We start from the raw sequence: 14,993 nt of genomic DNA on the forward strand, positions 1-14,993 counted from the left end.
CTCCCCTAGCGGTGATGAATCAGTATCGCGTAGGATGGGTAGAGCGCAGCGAAACCCATCATCTTTCCCGCGGCCCGGAAGTTGATGGGTTTCGCTTCGCTCTACCCATCCTACGAATTCTAGATTGCGGTGACAGCACGCAAAAACACGAACTCCGTGTCGTCATACGCGCGCCGCTCGAGCTCCTCGAAGCCCTCGGGCGCCGCGAACGCCGCGGCCTTTGCCTCTTCCACCACGAGCAGCGCGCCCGGCGTCAGCCAGCCGCCGTCGCGCAGCGAGGCGAGCGCCTTGTCGGCCAGCCCCTTGCCATAGGGCGGATCGAGAAACACCAGCGAGAACGGCTCGACCGGATGTGCCGGTCCAAGATCGGTGGCATCGCGGCGATAGACCTTGGTCGAGCCGCCGAGGCCGAGCGACTCGACATTGTTGCGCAGCAGCGCCCGCGCCTCGGCGCCATTGTCGACGAACAGCGTGAACCTGGCGCCGCGCGAGACCGCCTCGATGCCGAGCGCGCCGGTGCCGGCAAACAGATCGAGCACGCGCGCGTCCTCAATCGGATTGTCGTAGGCGTGGATCAGAATGTTGAACACGGACTCGCGCAGGCGGTCCGCGGTCGGACGAATCTCGCGGCCCGCAGGCGAAGCGAGATTTCGGCCCTTCAGCCTGCCCCCGACGACGCGCATTGACCGTTACTCGTCCCGCGGCTTGAGATCGCGCTTGCCGTGATAGCCGCGCTTGGGACGACGCGGCGGGCCGTAGCCGTTGGCCTCGTCTTCATTGCGGGCACGCGCTTCCTCGCTGCCGGTGCGCTGCACCAGCACGCGGCGGCCCTTGCGATCGTTGATGGTTTCGCGCTTGCTGGGCTTCGGCTTCCTGGCCGGCGCAGCGTCGCCGTCGGCTGCGTCACGCTGCTCCGGCCGCGTGAAGTCGGCACCCGCGATCTTGGCGATCTTCTCGCCGAGCTGCTCGCGCAGCACCCGCGTCTTGACCTCCTCGACCTTGCCCTCCTCGAGCTCGCCGAGCTGGAACGGGCCGTAGGAGATCCGGATCAGGCGGTTCACCTCGAGCCCGAGATGCGCCATCACGTTGCGCACCTCGCGGTTCTTGCCTTCGCGGATCGCGAACACCACCCACACATTGGCGCTCTGGTCGCGTTCCAATGTCGCGTCGATCGGCCCGTATTTGACGCCGTCGACCTCGACGCCGCCCTTGAGCTGGTCGAGCTGGCCCTGCGTCACCTCGCCATGCGCGCGCACGCGGTAACGGCGCAGCCATCCGGTGTCGGGATGCTCCAGCGTCCGCGCCAGGCCGCCGTCATTGGTCAGCAGCAACAGGCCCTCGGTGTTGAAATCCAGCCGGCCGATCGAGATCAGCCGCGGCAGGCCCTCGGGCAGATTGTCGAACACGGTCGGCCGCCCCTCGGGATCGGCATGCGTCGTCATCAGCCCACGCGGCTTGTGATACATGAACAGCCGCGTCCGCTCGCGCGGCGGCAACGGCTTGCCGTCGACCGCCACGACATCGTTGTCGGTGATATCGAGCGCCGGCGAGTTGATCACGCGTCCGTTGACGGTGACGCGCCCTTGCGTGACGATCTCCTCGGCATCGCGGCGCGAGGCAAGACCGGCGCGCGCCAATACCTTGGCGATGCGTTCACCTGTCTTCTTCGGCTTCGGCTCGGGACGCTCGCGCCGGTCGTCGGTGGCGCGTTCGCGATAGGCACCGCGGCCGCCGAAGGCCGGGCGCTTCGCAAAGATCCTGCTGTCGTCCTCATTGTCGCGGCGCGGCCGGTCGGAGAAGCGACCCTCGCTGCGCGGGTGCTCCTGCCAGTCGGTGCGGCCTTCGGGCCGCTCACGCCGGCGATTGTCGCGGCCACCATCTTCATCATGACGATCCCAGCGCGGCCGGCCGAACTTCGGACGATCACCATGCTCGCGGTCGTCGCGTGACTTCGAGAACCGCGGACGTTCGCCGCCACCGCGATCGTCGCGCGAACGCGAAAAGCGCGGGCGCTCGTCGCCGCCGCGGTCGTCGCGCGGTTTGCGATCCCGCTTTTGCCAGGGCTTCTCGTCGCCGCGGTCGCGGCCCTCGAAGTCGCGGTCGCGCTTGAAGCGCGGCCGATCGCCGAAATCGCGGCGCGGTGCGTCGCCATCCTCGCGGCGACGGAACGGGCGGCCTTCGCCCTTGTCCCCGAACGAGCGCTTGTCACGATCGCCGCGCGAAAACTTCCTGTCGTCGAATTTGCGCTCGGCGCGCTCGCCGCGCGGCGCAAAGCTCCGCTTCTCGCCGTCGCTCTTGCCACGCGGCGTATAGGGACGCTTCTCGCGATCGCCATAGGACCGCTTCTCGCCGAACTTGCGGTCGGATGACCGGCCCTCCGAGCGCGCGCCACCGCGCTGCGGACGATCGCCCGCATCAAAGTCGCGGCGCTCGCCGCGCGGCTTGAACGGGCGCTTTCCGCCCCCCTCGCCGCCACGGTCGTCGCGCTTGAAGCGCGGCCGGTCGCCGTAATCGCGGCGCGGCGCATCGCCGTCCTCACGGCGGCGGAACGAGCGGCCCTCGCCCTTGTCGCCGAAAGAGCGCTTGTCGCGATCACCACCTTTGCCGCCGAAGCTGCGCTTGCCGAACGGCTTGTCCGATCCGCGGGAACCGCTGGGCCGCCCCTTCCCGGGCGCCCCCCGGTCCCGCCGGCCGCGCGGGGAATCGTTGTTTTTGTCGCTGTCGCGGGGCATGAATGTTCTCGCCTGGAGGTTCAATTGGGGCGCAGGGCAACCGGCGATACGCGCGCCATCTGGGCGCGACTGGCGCAAAACCGGCATCCACTTCTGCTGAAGGCGACGCTACTAGCAGGTTTCTTCCGATGATACGAGGCATGTCTGCCCCTTCTTTCATGGATTTGGCGCTAAAAACCGCCGAAAGTGCCGGAAAAGCTGGCGAGGTTCCGATCGGATGCGTGATCGTGCGGGGCTACGAGGTGATCGCCACCGCCGGCAACCGCACCCTGACCGACCACGATCCGACGGCCCATGCGGAAATCCTTGCGATCCGGCAGGCCGCCGAGGCCATCGGCACCGAGCGGCTGGTCGATTGCGACCTCTACGTGACGCTGGAGCCCTGCACGATGTGCGCCGGCGCAATCTCCTTTGCCCGCATCCGCCGGCTCTATTACGGCGCCGCCGACCCCAAGGGCGGCGCGGTCGAGTCAGGCGTCCGGTTCTTCGCGCAGCCGACCTGCCACCATGTGCCGGAGGTCTATGGCGCGGTCGGCGAGACCGAGTCCGCGCGCCTGCTACGCGAGTTCTTCAGGGAGCGTCGCTGAGGAATTCGTAGCGCGGGCGACCTGCAGCCCGGATGAATCCGGGGGATATCTCCGCGGAGACGGTCCCGGATTTCGCTCCGCTCCATCCGGGCTACGAAGCTCTCAGCTGTTGATCCCGTCATCCTGAGGTGCGAGCGGAGCGAGCCTCCCACCTCCAGCGACAAAGGCGAAGCCTTTGCGCGGGGATGACGGCGCGCGAACGGAGTCATCCCGCCAGGAAAAACTCCCGCAGCAGCTTCGCGGTCGCGTCCGGAGCTTCCTCGGGCAGGAAATGCCCCGACGCCACCGGCGCGCCGCTGACATTGGTGGCCCAGGTCTTCCAGGTGTCGAGCGGCGTTGTTGCCGCGCTGGCAACCCCGGCATCGCCCCACAGCGCCAGCATCGGGATCGTGATCTTCTTGCCGGCGTCGACATCGGCCTTGTCGATCTCGTAGTCGGCATAGGCGCCGGCGCGATAGTCCTCGCACATCGCATGGATGCGCGCGGGATCGCGGAATGGCGCGAGGTAGTGCTCGAGCGCGCGCGGATCGATCGCCTCCAGCGTCTTGCTCCTGGTCTGGCTCGCCATCTTCTCCTTGAGGAAGAATTCGCCATTGTTGGAGATCAGCGTCTCCGGCAGCGGATAGGGCTGCGCCAGGAACGCCCAGTGGTAGATCTTCAGCGCCGAGAGGCGATTGAGCTTCTGCCAGTAATCATAGGTCGGCGCGATATCGAGCACCGCAAGCTTCGACAGCCGGCCGGGATGATCGAGCGCGAGCCGGTACGACACCCGGCCGCCGCGGTCGTGGCCGGCGAGCGCGAAATGCACGTGCCCGAGTTGCTCCATCACCTCGACCATGGTCTTCGCCCAGGCCCGCTTGGTGTAGGGCGTATGGTCCTTGTCGCTGTCGGGCATGTCGGACCAGCCGTAGCCCGGCAGGTCGGCGATGATCAGCGTGAACCTGTCGTCGAGTTTCGGCGCCACCGTGTGCCACATCACATGCGTCGAGGAGAAGCCGTGCAGCAGCAGCAATGGCGGGCCCTTGCCGCCGACGCGGGCGAAGATGCGGCCCTGCGAGGTGTTGATCCATTCGGACGCATAGCCGGGAAAAAGATCAGCGAGATCAGGCATCGGTAGCTCCTTCCCTGGGGCGGCCGCGCTGCTTCAAACTTTGTTCGGCGTTGCCGCTGGCTTTGGCGAGGTTTATGCCATCCTCAAGTCCTGCCAACAACAACATGAAACGAGGAAGTGCCATGTCGATCGACTTCGAAATTCCCGCCGAAGCCAAGGCGATCCGCGAGAAGGTTCGCAAATTCGTCCACGACGAATGCATTCCGGCGGAAAAGGAACTCGACACCAAGCCGCTTGCCGAGGTGCTGGGACCGCTGCGGAAGAAAGCCCGCGCGCAGGGCCTGTGGTGCCCGTTCGTGCCGAAGGAATATGGCGGTATGGGCCTCGGCCCGCTCGCCAACGCCCTGGTGCAGATGGAGCTCGGCGAAAGCATGCTCGGCGCGCTCTCGATGAACACGCAGGGACCGGACGACGCCTCGATGATGACGATCCTGGCGCACGGCACCGAGTACCAGAAGGAAAAATTCCTCAAGCCCCTGTTGAACGGCGAAAAGCGCATCTGCTTCTCGATGACGGAAAAGGCCGCCGGCGCCGATGCCACCGGCATGCAGACCACGGCGGTGAAGGACGGCAACGAGAACTACATCCTCAACGGCGAGAAATGGTTCTCCTCGTCGGCGAGCGTCGCCGACCTCGCGCTGGTCATGGCGAAGACCGATCCCAACGCGCCGCGCCACAAGCAATATTCGACCTTCATCGTCGAGCTGCCCAACCCCGGCTACCGCATCAAGCGCAACGTCGCCAACATGGCGATCGAGGGTCCGCATGACGACGTGATCCACGGCGGCCACTCCGAGATCGAGATCAAGGATCTGAAGGTGCCCGCCGACAATCTGCTCGGCGGCGAGGGCAACGGCTTCAACATGGGCCAGCACCGCCTCGCCTACGGCCGGCTGCGCCACGGCATGCACAACGTCGCCAAGGCGCAGCGCGCGCTCGACATGGCGGCCGCCCATGTCACCAAACGCTCGACCTTCGGCCAGTTGCTGGCCGACCGCCAGGCGGTGCAGTTCATGCTCGCCGACTGCGCGAGCGAGCTCTATATCGGCCGGCTGATGCTGCTGCACATCGCCTACAAGGCCGAGAAGGGCCTCGACATCCGCCAGGAGAACTCGATCGCCAAGATCTTCCACGCCCACATGGTGCACAAGGTGATCGATACCGCGATCCAGCTGCACGGCGCGCTCGGCTTCAGCCAGGATACGCCGCTGGCGAAGTGGTACACCCAGGTGCGCTCGCAGCGGCTGGTCGACGGCCCCGACGAGGTGCACAAGTGGAAGATCGGCAAGAACGTCATCAAGGCGTTCCGCGAGCACGGCACCACAGCGTCAGCGGCGGGCGGGGATTTGCTTTAGCCCACTTCGTCATTCCGGGGCGGCGCAACGCGCCGAACCCGGAATCTCGAGATGAGGTGAGAAGGTGTCCACAACATCGAGATTCCGGATCGACGCGCGATGCGCGTCGTCCGGAATGACGGCGTGGGGCCGAACCTAGCCGCTCGCCGCAAACAGCTCCCATGTCCCGGGCAGTCCCTTCAGCTCGAACGCGCCGCGCTCGGCGAATTTCAACCCGGCGCCCGCGACCAGATCGGTCACCACGCGTGACACCAGCACCTCGTTCGAGCCGCACTGCGACATCACGCGCGCCGCGGCGTGGACCGCTATGCCGCCGATATCCGTCCCCCTCACCTCGATCTCGCCGGTGTGCAGGCCCGCTCGTACCGGCAGGCCGATCTGCCGCGCGGCCGAGCCGAACGCCAGCGCACAGCGTACGGCGCGGCCGGGACCGTCGAAGGTCGCCAGAATGCCGTCGCCGGTGCTCTTCACCAGATGGCCGCGATGGCGGCCGACCACCTGCTGCGCGAGTTGATCGTGATCGTCGAGCAGACGTCGCCAACGATGATCACCCATCGCGGCGGCGCTGCGGGTCGAATCGACGATATCGGTGAACAGCACGGTCGCAAGCACACGGTCGAGCTCGGCATCACCACCATCGCGATGGCCGGTAACGAATTCCTCGATATCGCCGAGCATCGCCTCGGTCTCGCCGACCCAATAGTAGTGATCGCAGCCGGGATATTCGACGTATTTCGCGGCGGGGATCGAGCGCGCGACGGCACGGCCGAGTGCCACGGGAACGCGGGCATCGCCGGTTCGATGCAGGACAAGCGTCGGAGTCTGGAGCATCGGCAGGATCGTCGTGACGTCGATCGCGCGATTGAGGATGAGCAGCGTCCGCAACGCTCCCGGACTGCTCGACAGCCGCTCGAATTTCGCGATCTGCGCGATCACTTCTGCATTCGTTGCCTGGCTCGGCGCGACAGTCTTGACCGTGTCGCCAGAACCCCAGCTCTGCACGATCTCGTCGCAGCGCAGCTGCCACACGTCATCCGGCAGGCGATCCTTCGAGCGGGCAAAACTGCCGAGCAGAACGAGATGCGAAACGCGGTCCGGATAGGTCGCTGCAAACAGCACACTCATCGGACAGCCCTCGGAGAAGCCGAACAACACCGCCTTCGCGGAGCCGATGGCATCCATGATGGCCCGGACGTCGTCCATGCGCTGCTCGAGGGAGGGCGCGCCGGTCATCCGATCCGACAATCCCTGTCCGCGCTTGTCGAAGGTCACGACCCGGGCGAAGCGCGACAGGCGGCGCAGCACGGCGGTGTAGCCGGGCATCTCGTGCATGAACTCGATGTGCGAGAACAAGCCGGGGACAAGGATGATGTCGACAGGACCATCGCCCATCACCTGATAGGCGATGCTCGCGTCGGCGCTTTGCGCGTAGTGGGTCTCGGGCAGTCTGAAATCGGTCATTCGAAGGCCCCGGGGCGCGCCATTGTCGCCGCTGAGGCCGGATCGATCAACCCTTCTCCGCCTCCACCGCCTGCCAGGCGATGTCGTGGCGGCAGAAGCCGTCCGGCCATTTGATGCGATCGACGGACTGATAGGCGCGGTCGCGCGCCTCGGTCACCGTCTTGCCCATCGCGCAGACGTTCAGCACCCGGCCGCCATTGGCGATGATTGCGCCATCCTTCGCCACCGTGCCGGCGTGGAAGATCTCGACGCCCTCGACCTTGGCGGCGGCGTCGAGGCCATCGATCCGCGTGCCCTTGATGTAGTCGCCGGGATAGCCCTTCGCCGCCATCACCACCGTCAGCGCCGGGTCCGGATACCAGCGCAGATCGAAGTTCTTCAATTGCCCGTCGATCGAGGCGAGCAGCGCCGGCACGATGTCCGACATCATCCGCAGCATCAGCACCTGGCACTCGGGATCGCCGAAGCGGACATTGTACTCGAACAGTTTTGGGCCCTGCGCGGTCAGCATCACGCCGGCATAGAGCACTCCCTTGAACGGCGTGCCGCGGCTCTTCATCCCGGCAACCGTCGGCAGGATGATCCGCGCCATGATCTGGTCGTGCACCTCAGGCGTCACGAACGGCGTCGGCGAATAGGCGCCCATGCCGCCGGTGTTCGGCCCCTTGTCGTGATCGAACACCCGCTTGTGGTCCTGCGCCGAGGCCAGCGGAATCGCGGTCTCGCCGTCGCACAGCGCGAAGAAGCTGATCTCGCGGCCCGACAAGAATTCCTCGATCACGACCTCGGCGCCGGCCGAGCCGAACGCGCCCTCGAACATCATCGCAATCGCGGCCTCGGCCTCGGGCAGCGTCTGCGCCACCACGACGCCCTTGCCGGCCGCAAGCCCGTCGGCCTTGACCACGATCGGCGCGCCCTGGGCGCGGACATAGGCCACCGCGTCCTTTGCATTGTCGAAGCGGCGATAGGCACCGGTCGGAATGTTGAACTCGCTGCAGAGGTCCTTGGTGAAACCCTTCGAGCCCTCGAGCTGGGCGGCCTGCCGGCTCGGTCCGAACGCCTTGATGCCTTCAGCGGCGAGGTCGTCGACGATCCCGGCGGCGAGCGGCGTCTCCGGTCCGACCACCACCAGATCGACCGCATTGCCCCGGCAGAACTCGATCACCGCGGCATGGTCGGTGACATCGAGCGCAACGCATTCGGCCTCGCGCGCGATCCCGGCATTGCCCGGCGCGCACCAGAGTTTCGTGACCAGCGGGGATGCGGCGATCTTCCACGCCAGCGCATGTTCGCGGCCACCGGAACCGAGCAGGAGGATGTTCATCTGTGTCGCCGATCAGAGGGGTTGTAACGCCATTTCGTCCGGTTTAGCACGCTCCCGAACCGCGGCAACACGCGGTTCGATCAGATGTGGATATGTGATTCGACGCCCGAAACGCGGCGTCCGGACCTTGCACACGGGGTCGAAAACCCCGATTCTATAGATCAGATGACCGCTGCTCCGAATCTCGTCAACGCGCCTGAATTCACCGTCTCGGAACTCTCTTCCGCCCTGAAGCGGACGGTGGAGGACCGCTTCGGCCATGTCCGTGTCCGCGGCGAGATTTCGGGCTTTCGCGGCCCGCATTCCTCCGGCCACTGCTATTTCGCGCTGAAGGACGAGAGCGCCAAGATCGAGGCCGTGATCTGGAAGTTCGCCCATGCCCGGATGCGCTTCAAGCCGCAGGAGGGCCTCGAGGTCATCGCCACCGGCAAGCTGACCACCTATCCGAACTCCTCGAAGTACCAGATCGTCATCGATTCGCTGGAGCCCGCCGGCGTCGGCGCGCTGATGGCGCTGATGGAGGAGCGCAAGAAGAAGCTCGCCGCCGAGGGCCTGTTCGACGAGGCCCGCAAGCAGCTTTTGCCCTGGCTGCCCGAGGTGATCGGCGTCGTCACCTCGCCGACCGGCGCCGTGATCCGCGACATCCTGCACCGGCTGGAGGACCGCTTCCCCCGCCGCGTGCTGGTTTGGCCGGTCAAAGTGCAGGGCGACGGCTCGGCGGAACAGGTGGCGGCCGCGATCCGCGGCTTCAACGCGCTGCCGGAGGGCGGCAGGATTCCACGGCCTGATCTCTTGATCGTCGCGCGCGGCGGCGGCTCGCTGGAGGACCTGTGGTCGTTCAACGAGGAGATCGTGGTCCGCGCCGCGGCCGAGAGCCATATCCCGCTGATCTCCGCGGTCGGCCATGAGACCGACATCACGCTGATCGACTTTGTCGCCGACAAGCGCGCGCCGACGCCGACCGCCGCCGCCGAAATGGCGGTGCCGGTGCGCAGCGAGCTGTTCGTCGAGGTTGCCGCGCTCGCCCGCCGCACCATGGTGTGCTGGCAGCGTGCCCAGGAGGCGCGCCGCAACGAGCTGCGCGCCGCGGCGCGGGCGCTGCCGGCGGCGCACGAACTGCTGGCGATCCCGCGGCAACGGCTCGATCATCTCGCAGCAGGTTTGCCGCGCGGGCTGAAGGCCAATACGCACGCGCATTTCCGCCGCTTTGCCGCCAGCAGTTCGCGCCTCACCATCGGCGTGCTGCGCGGCCAGATCGCGCATGCGCGGCAGCGGCTCACCGCATCCGGCGAGCGCATCACGCTATCGGCGCGCGCGCTGCTGCATCGCCGCCGCGAGCGCTTCAGCGGGCTCGAGATCCGGCTCAAGGCCTCGAAGCTCGCCAACGCCAAGGCCCAGCGCAACGCCATCGCCCGCGACCTCGAGCGCACCCACCGCCTGGCCGAGCGCGCCCGCCGCGCATTGGTGACGACGATGCAGCGGCTCGAGGCGCGCGTCGCCCATAGCGGCCAGCTGTTGTCGGCGCTGTCCTATCGCGGCGTGCTGGCGCGCGGCTTCGCGCTGGTGCGCGACGCGCACGGCCACGCCCTGCACTCCGCCGCGGCGGTCGGCCCGAACGCCGGCCTGTCGATCGAATTTGCCGATGGCCGCGTCGCCGCCACCGCGAACGCCGATCAGCCCCCGGCGACGGTGGCGCCCGAGAGCCAGCCGAAGCCTCAGCCGCGCGAGGCGAAACCGGCAGCGCCGAAGCGCGTCACCAAGCCGGTCGATCAGGGCAGCTTGTTCTAGCCCGGCAACAGCTGTCTTAGCGCGACAGCCACTCGGCGACTTGCTTTTGCGCATCCTTGCGCGCGCCGGTATCGGTGCCGACGTGACCGCGCTCGGCGATCTCGGCATCGGAGGCCGCGACCGCGTGCAGCGGCAGGTTGGGCCGGTCGAAGTCGTGATAGGCCTCGGGATAGACCACGATCCGCGCCAGTGCGCTGCGGCCGCGGGCGCCGTCGACCATCTGGTGGCAGGCCGATGACGATGTGACGTCGTCGCGCGCGCCGATCAGCACCAGCGTCGGCACCCGCGCGCTCCAGCCGAGGCCGAACGAGGCGCGGCAATCCGGATAGAACGCGACCGCCGAGCGAAAATCCGGCTCGACGTTGCGCGACCACATCTGCGGCCGCACCGCCCACAGCAGGGCGGCGGCGCCGTTGCCCCAGCCGATCAGGCTGATGCGGCCCTTCGCCACCCATTTCTGCTGCACCAGCCACTGCCGCGCCGCGTTGATGTCGGCGACCCGCGCACGGCGGGTCTGGACCTGATGCTCTTTGATGCGGCACTGCGGACCGAGCGCGCGCGAGCCGTAGCTGTCCGGCAACAGCACCGCATGGCCGGTCGTCAGCAATTGCTCGGCCCAGTCGCGATAGCGCGGCAGCACCGGCTCGGAACGGCCGGCGAGACCGCCGCAGCCATGCAGCGCGATCACGGTCGGGAACGGGCCGTCGCCATCGGGCCGGTAGAGCTGCGCGTGCAGCGTGACGTTGCCTTCGGGGATCTCGACCTGATGCGGGTCCGGGAGCGGCGCCGCGGCCGCGGCCGGCACGGCAAGCATGGCGAGGCACATGAAAACTGACGTGAGGCGCATCCGATCCGGCCCGCTCGTTATGGCGCTGCAAACACAGCGGACCACACCTACAAGGCTACCATGCGCCTCCGCCGCCAAATCATCACAAGTCGGTGGTTTAACGGGCGGACATGACACCCTATCTGTGATAGACGGTTTCATCGACATCGAGATGGCCTCATTGGAGGCAAGGCGGAGAGCTCAATCGTGCTGAACAAGTTCGGTCCCTCGGGCCATGGCGAAGCGCAGGTGCAATATCTCGACGGCGATTTCCGCGTGATCTCGCCCGGCACCTTTGTGCGTTGTGCCATCACCGACGTCCGGATTCCGCTCGACGAGCTGAAGTACTGGAGCGTCGATCTGCAGGAAGCCTACGCCACCCCGACCGCCGTGCTGCAGCGCCACCATCCTGGCGTCCTCAAGCCGCAGGCCTAGGCTCAAGGCCGGGTTCATTTGGAGCGTCTCCTGTCCCGCGCCCTGAACAGCTGATCGGCCACCAGGCGCCGCAGCGCGTCGCCATCATCGAATTGCAGCGTCACCGCAAACGGCACGATCGTCTGTGCCCATGCAGGCATCCCGTCCGGACCACGCAACCGCGCGAGATCCTTTTCCGTCGTCACCAGCGTCAGGGCGTCGCCACGCGCGTCAGCAACGAGCGCTTCGATCTCCTCCTTCGTGAAGGCATGATGATCGGCGAAAGCCTTGCTGCGCACGACGTCGACGCCGCTTGAGCGCAACGTGTTGAAGAAGCGCGCGGGATCGCCGATGCCGGCAAAGGCGAGCGCACGTGTTCCGTTCAGCGCCGCCAGCGAAGCCTGCTCCGGCTTCAGATGCGCCGACAGCACCGGCTTGCCGCGGGACGCGAGATCGGCCGCAATCCTTTGCGCCGCGCTCCCCTCGCCGACCACGATCAGCGCGTCGGTCCGTTGCAGCTGCGGCACCAGCGGCGCGCGCAGCGGTCCCGCAGGAATCACACGGCCGTTGCCGACGCCGCGCGTGCCGTCGATCACGATCAGGCAGACATCCTTGAGCACGCTCGGATTCTGGAAGCCGTCATCCATCAGGATCACGCTGGCATCCTGCGCGCGCGCCAGCGCCAGGCCCGCGGCACGGTCGCGCGACACCACGACCGGCAAGCTCGTCGCCATCATCAGCGGCTCGTCGCCGACATCGGCCGCCGTGTGGCTGTCGCGATCGACCTTGACCGGGCCAGCGAGCCTGCCGCCATAGCCGCGGCTGAGCACCACCGGCCGCTCGTCGAGCTCACGCAGCAATCTTGCCAGCGCCAGCACCGTCGGCGTCTTGCCGGCGCCGCCGACATGGTAATTGCCGACGCAGACCACGGGAATGCCGGCATCGACGCCGGATTGCCGCATCCGCCGTGCGGCGACCGCGCCGTAAAGCGCGGCGAGCGGTTGGAGCAGTTGCGATAGGCAAGACGACGGCCGGTGCCAGAAGGCCGGCTCACGCATTGGCGGCTCCCATCTCGAGCCGCAACTGCAACAGATAGGGCTCGAGAGCGGTCACCGTGCGCTCCAGCGCGCCACCGAGCTGTTCGACGACGCGCTCGGAGGCCGCCAGCGAATTGTCGCGGGCTGTGGAATCCGCAAGGAACTGGCCGAGCTGCTTGACCAGCGCTTCCCGATCATCGGCGCGGCGCGCGCCGCCGGCGCGATCGAGCGCCTCATAGACATCGGTGAAGTTGAACACGTGCGGGCCGTGCACGATCGCCGCGCCAAGCTTGATCGCTTCGATCGGATTCTGGCCGCCATGCGCAACCAGCGAGCCGCCCATGAACACGATCGGCGCGAGGCGATAGAACAGGCCGAGCTCGCCCATCGTATCGGCGACGTAGATATCTGTTGTCGCGACCGGCAGATCCTCATGCGAGCGCAGGCCGGGGCGCAGGCCGGCCTCCGTCACCAGCCGCGCCACCGCCTCGCCGCGCGCGGCATGCCGCGGCACGATGACTGTGAGCAGGCCGGGGAAGAATCCCGCGAGCGACTTGTGCGCCTCGATCAGGATCTCTTCCTCGCCGGGATGGGTCGACGCCGCAACCACGATGGCACGGCCGCGGGTCACCGACATCAACCGCTCCAGCTTGGCCGGATCGGCCGGCGGCGCCGCGACGTCGAGCTTGAGGTTGCCGGTGACGACGACGTTGTGGCTGCCGAGCGCGGCAAAGCGTTCGGCGTCGGTGTTCGACTGCGCGAGGCAGATGTCGAACCGGCCGAGCAACGCGCCGATGGTGTTGGAGACCCGGCGCCAGCGCGGGAAAGAGCGCTGCGACATTCGCCCATTGATCAGCACCATCGGCAGCCGCCGCGCGGCGCTCGACAGGATCAGATTCGGCCACAAATCGGATTCGATGAACAGCGCCAGCGACGGATGCCAGTGATCGAGGAAGCGCGTCACATAACGCGGCGAGTCGTACGGCACGTATTGATGGATGACGTCGGGCGGGAAGCGCTTGGCGACGATCGCGGCCGAGGTCACCGTGCCCGAGGTGAGCAGGATGCGCAAATTGAGCGCGCGCAGCCGCTCGATCAGGCCGGCCGCTGCCAGCACCTCGCCGACGCTGGCGCCGTGAATCCATACCAGCGGGCCCTGCGGCCTGGTATCGGCGCTCACGCCGCGCCGCTCGCCGACACGTTCGGGATCTTCCTTGCCGAGCTTGAGCCGCCGCTTGATCAGGGCAGGCGCGAGCGGCACCATCGCGGACGACAGCTTGCGGTACACACGCAACGTCATCGGTAGCGAGCTAGCCAAGCGCTGCCTCCGGCCGCCCGACCGCTGCATAGGCACGTCGGGTCGCTTCGTTGAGAAGTTCCTCCACGTGCTGCCGAAGCTTTTCCATCGTCGCGGCGTCGGCATCCGGCGGCACATAGACCGGCTCAATACCTACCACTGCGCCGCGCCCGAATGGCAAATTGATGGTGGTCGAATCCCAGTTTTTCAACCGGATGAATCGGCTGGTGACCATCGCAAAGGGGATGATCGGCCGGCCGGTCTCCCGCGCCAGCATAATGGCCCCGAGGCCCGCCACCCGCGCCCGCTTCGGCACGTCGGCGGTGGTGGCCATGTTGCAGCCGTCTTCCAGCGCCCGAACCATCTCCAGGAAGGCGCCGACGCCGCCCTTGCGATGGAACGCGCCGGAATGATCGCCGGAACCTCTGATGGTGCCGATGCCGAGCCGCTCCACCGCGAGGGCGTTGAACTCGCCGTCGCGGTGGCGGGAGATCAGGACCTTGGCGCGGTAGCTCTCCTTGGTCTTGATGAACGGCGTCATGAAGTGCTGGCCGTGCCAGAACACGAAGATCGCCGGCATCAGGGGCTCGACGATCCCGTACACGTCATGCGGCTGGTAGCTGAAGCGGTTGGTGTACCACACCAGCCGCAGATACTCGGCCGCAAGCACACCCAGCGCGCGCTGCACGAAGCCGCTGCGCAGCAGATCGCGAAAAAGTCGTTTCAATGGGAATGCTTTGTGTCCTGCTCAGGATCGAGCAACCGGTGGAGGTGAACGACGAAGTAGCGCATCTGGGCGTTGTCCACGGTCTGCTGCGCCTTCGCCTTCCAGGCCGCATAGGCGGTCGCATAGTTCGGGTAGACGCCGACGATCTCGACTTCGTCCAGATTCTTGAAGGTGTTGTGCTCGAGATCGGTCAACTCGCCGCCGATCACGAGGTGAAGCAGCTGGGGCTGGGCATTGTCTGACATGATGGTGCTTTTCCTAACGAGATGCCCGGCAAACAAATGAAGTCGTGGTCGTCACAGGTCTGGTCGTCACAAGGCTAGTCGTCACAAGG

General features: G+C 66.9%; 14 protein-coding genes. 4 read left to right on the forward strand and 10 right to left on the reverse strand.

Annotated features, from left to right (window positions below; translation table 11 throughout):
- Window positions 1–119: 119 nt before the first annotated feature.
- Together rsmD and J2R76_RS21350 are read right to left on the reverse strand one after the other, a co-directional pair.
- On the reverse strand, window positions 120–683 hold the full coding sequence (gene rsmD / locus J2R76_RS21345) for a 16S rRNA (guanine(966)-N(2))-methyltransferase RsmD (protein WP_253624904.1): 564 nt from the start codon (window positions 681–683) through the stop codon (window positions 120–122).
- Between the two features lie 6 nt (window positions 684–689).
- The gene (locus tag J2R76_RS21350) at window positions 690–2,732 is read right to left on the reverse strand and encodes a pseudouridine synthase (RefSeq protein ID WP_253624905.1); all 2,043 of its coding nucleotides are present in this window, start codon (window positions 2,730–2,732) and stop codon (window positions 690–692) included.
- Window positions 2,733–2,872: 140 nt separating this feature from the next.
- Between J2R76_RS21350 and J2R76_RS21355 the strand changes: the two genes are divergently transcribed.
- The gene (locus J2R76_RS21355; protein WP_225163883.1) at window positions 2,873–3,319 is read left to right on the forward strand and encodes a nucleoside deaminase; all 447 of its coding nucleotides are present in this window, start codon (window positions 2,873–2,875) and stop codon (window positions 3,317–3,319) included.
- A gap of 205 nt (window positions 3,320–3,524) precedes the next feature.
- Here J2R76_RS21355 and J2R76_RS21360 read toward each other — a convergent pair whose 3' ends face one another.
- Window positions 3,525–4,430, reverse strand: coding sequence for an alpha/beta fold hydrolase (locus J2R76_RS21360; RefSeq protein ID WP_253624906.1), 906 nt, complete (start codon window positions 4,428–4,430; stop codon window positions 3,525–3,527).
- Between the two features lie 122 nt (window positions 4,431–4,552).
- On the opposite strand from J2R76_RS21360, the gene J2R76_RS21365 reads away from it, so the two are divergent.
- The gene (locus J2R76_RS21365; RefSeq protein ID WP_038388024.1) at window positions 4,553–5,785 is read left to right on the forward strand and encodes an acyl-CoA dehydrogenase family protein; all 1,233 of its coding nucleotides are present in this window, start codon (window positions 4,553–4,555) and stop codon (window positions 5,783–5,785) included.
- Window positions 5,786–5,920: 135 nt separating this feature from the next.
- Here J2R76_RS21365 and J2R76_RS21370 read toward each other — a convergent pair whose 3' ends face one another.
- Together J2R76_RS21370 and purD are read right to left on the reverse strand one after the other, a co-directional pair.
- The gene (locus J2R76_RS21370) at window positions 5,921–7,246 is read right to left on the reverse strand and encodes an adenylate/guanylate cyclase domain-containing protein (RefSeq protein WP_253624907.1); all 1,326 of its coding nucleotides are present in this window, start codon (window positions 7,244–7,246) and stop codon (window positions 5,921–5,923) included.
- 46 nt (window positions 7,247–7,292) lie between these two features.
- Window positions 7,293–8,570 (reverse strand): phosphoribosylamine--glycine ligase, encoded by a 1,278-nt coding sequence (gene purD / locus J2R76_RS21375; protein ID WP_253624908.1) that lies wholly within the window; start codon window positions 8,568–8,570, stop codon window positions 7,293–7,295.
- A gap of 165 nt (window positions 8,571–8,735) precedes the next feature.
- Between purD and xseA the strand changes: the two genes are divergently transcribed.
- Window positions 8,736–10,358: an exodeoxyribonuclease VII large subunit gene (gene xseA, locus J2R76_RS21380; protein ID WP_253624909.1), complete on the forward strand. Its 1,623-nt coding sequence runs from the start codon at window positions 8,736–8,738 to the stop codon at window positions 10,356–10,358.
- A 16-nt stretch (window positions 10,359–10,374) separates the two neighbouring features.
- Here xseA and J2R76_RS21385 read toward each other — a convergent pair whose 3' ends face one another.
- Window positions 10,375–11,172 carry a dienelactone hydrolase family protein gene (locus J2R76_RS21385; protein ID WP_375166523.1) on the reverse strand — a complete coding sequence of 266 codons (798 nt, stop codon included), beginning with the start codon at window positions 11,170–11,172 and terminating at the stop codon, window positions 10,375–10,377.
- A 219-nt stretch (window positions 11,173–11,391) separates the two neighbouring features.
- Here J2R76_RS21385 and J2R76_RS21390 point away from each other — a divergent pair, with 219 nt between their 5' ends.
- A complete protein-coding gene (locus J2R76_RS21390) occupies window positions 11,392–11,619 on the forward strand; it encodes a DUF2093 domain-containing protein (RefSeq protein ID WP_016848019.1) in 228 nt (75 codons plus the stop codon).
- Window positions 11,620–11,633: 14 nt separating this feature from the next.
- Here J2R76_RS21390 and lpxK read toward each other — a convergent pair whose 3' ends face one another.
- Genes lpxK through J2R76_RS21410 form a run of 4 tightly spaced genes read right to left on the reverse strand, consistent with a single transcriptional unit; the run spans window position 11,634 to window position 14,904 of the window.
- Complete coding sequence (lpxK, locus tag J2R76_RS21395) at window positions 11,634–12,656, reverse strand: tetraacyldisaccharide 4'-kinase (protein WP_253624911.1); 1,023 nt, start codon at window positions 12,654–12,656, stop codon at window positions 11,634–11,636.
- Window positions 12,649–13,983, reverse strand: coding sequence for a 3-deoxy-D-manno-octulosonic acid transferase (locus J2R76_RS21400; protein ID WP_229192932.1), 1,335 nt, complete (start codon window positions 13,981–13,983; stop codon window positions 12,649–12,651). The genes lpxK and J2R76_RS21400 overlap by 8 nt, the downstream gene beginning before the upstream one ends.
- Window positions 13,946–14,659 (reverse strand): lysophospholipid acyltransferase family protein, encoded by a 714-nt coding sequence (locus J2R76_RS21405; protein WP_050384219.1) that lies wholly within the window; start codon window positions 14,657–14,659, stop codon window positions 13,946–13,948. Before J2R76_RS21405 ends, J2R76_RS21400 begins: the two co-directional genes overlap by 38 nt.
- Window positions 14,656–14,904 carry a DUF4170 domain-containing protein gene (locus J2R76_RS21410; protein WP_016848023.1) on the reverse strand — a complete coding sequence of 83 codons (249 nt, stop codon included), beginning with the start codon at window positions 14,902–14,904 and terminating at the stop codon, window positions 14,656–14,658. The genes J2R76_RS21405 and J2R76_RS21410 overlap by 4 nt, the downstream gene beginning before the upstream one ends.
- Window positions 14,905–14,993 lie beyond the last annotated feature (89 nt).

This window comes from Bradyrhizobium sp. USDA 4532, from assembly GCF_024171315.1.
Lineage (GTDB): Bacteria > Pseudomonadota > Alphaproteobacteria > Rhizobiales > Xanthobacteraceae > Bradyrhizobium > Bradyrhizobium australafricanum.

Excerpts from the sequence above, each read along its gene's own strand:
- rsmD (WP_253624904.1), bottom strand. The coding sequence starts at position 683 with ATGCGCGTCGTCGGGGGCAGGCTGAAGGGCCGAAATCTCGCTTCGCCT.
- J2R76_RS21350 (WP_253624905.1), bottom strand. The coding sequence starts at position 2,732 with ATGCCCCGCGACAGCGACAAAAACAACGATTCCCCGCGCGGCCGGCGG.
- J2R76_RS21355 (WP_225163883.1), top strand. The coding sequence starts at position 2,873 with ATGTCTGCCCCTTCTTTCATGGATTTGGCGCTAAAAACCGCCGAAAGT.
- J2R76_RS21360 (WP_253624906.1), bottom strand. The coding sequence starts at position 4,430 with ATGCCTGATCTCGCTGATCTTTTTCCCGGCTATGCGTCCGAATGGATC.
- J2R76_RS21365 (WP_038388024.1), top strand. The coding sequence starts at position 4,553 with ATGTCGATCGACTTCGAAATTCCCGCCGAAGCCAAGGCGATCCGCGAG.
- J2R76_RS21370 (WP_253624907.1), bottom strand. The coding sequence starts at position 7,246 with ATGACCGATTTCAGACTGCCCGAGACCCACTACGCGCAAAGCGCCGAC.
- purD (WP_253624908.1), bottom strand. The coding sequence starts at position 8,570 with ATGAACATCCTCCTGCTCGGTTCCGGTGGCCGCGAACATGCGCTGGCG.
- xseA (WP_253624909.1), top strand. The coding sequence starts at position 8,736 with ATGACCGCTGCTCCGAATCTCGTCAACGCGCCTGAATTCACCGTCTCG.
- J2R76_RS21385 (WP_375166523.1), bottom strand. The coding sequence starts at position 11,172 with ATGCTTGCCGTGCCGGCCGCGGCCGCGGCGCCGCTCCCGGACCCGCAT.
- lpxK (WP_253624911.1), bottom strand. The coding sequence starts at position 12,656 with ATGCGTGAGCCGGCCTTCTGGCACCGGCCGTCGTCTTGCCTATCGCAA.
- J2R76_RS21400 (WP_229192932.1), bottom strand. The coding sequence starts at position 13,983 with ATGCAGCGGTCGGGCGGCCGGAGGCAGCGCTTGGCTAGCTCGCTACCG.
- J2R76_RS21410 (WP_016848023.1), bottom strand. The coding sequence starts at position 14,904 with ATGTCAGACAATGCCCAGCCCCAGCTGCTTCACCTCGTGATCGGCGGC.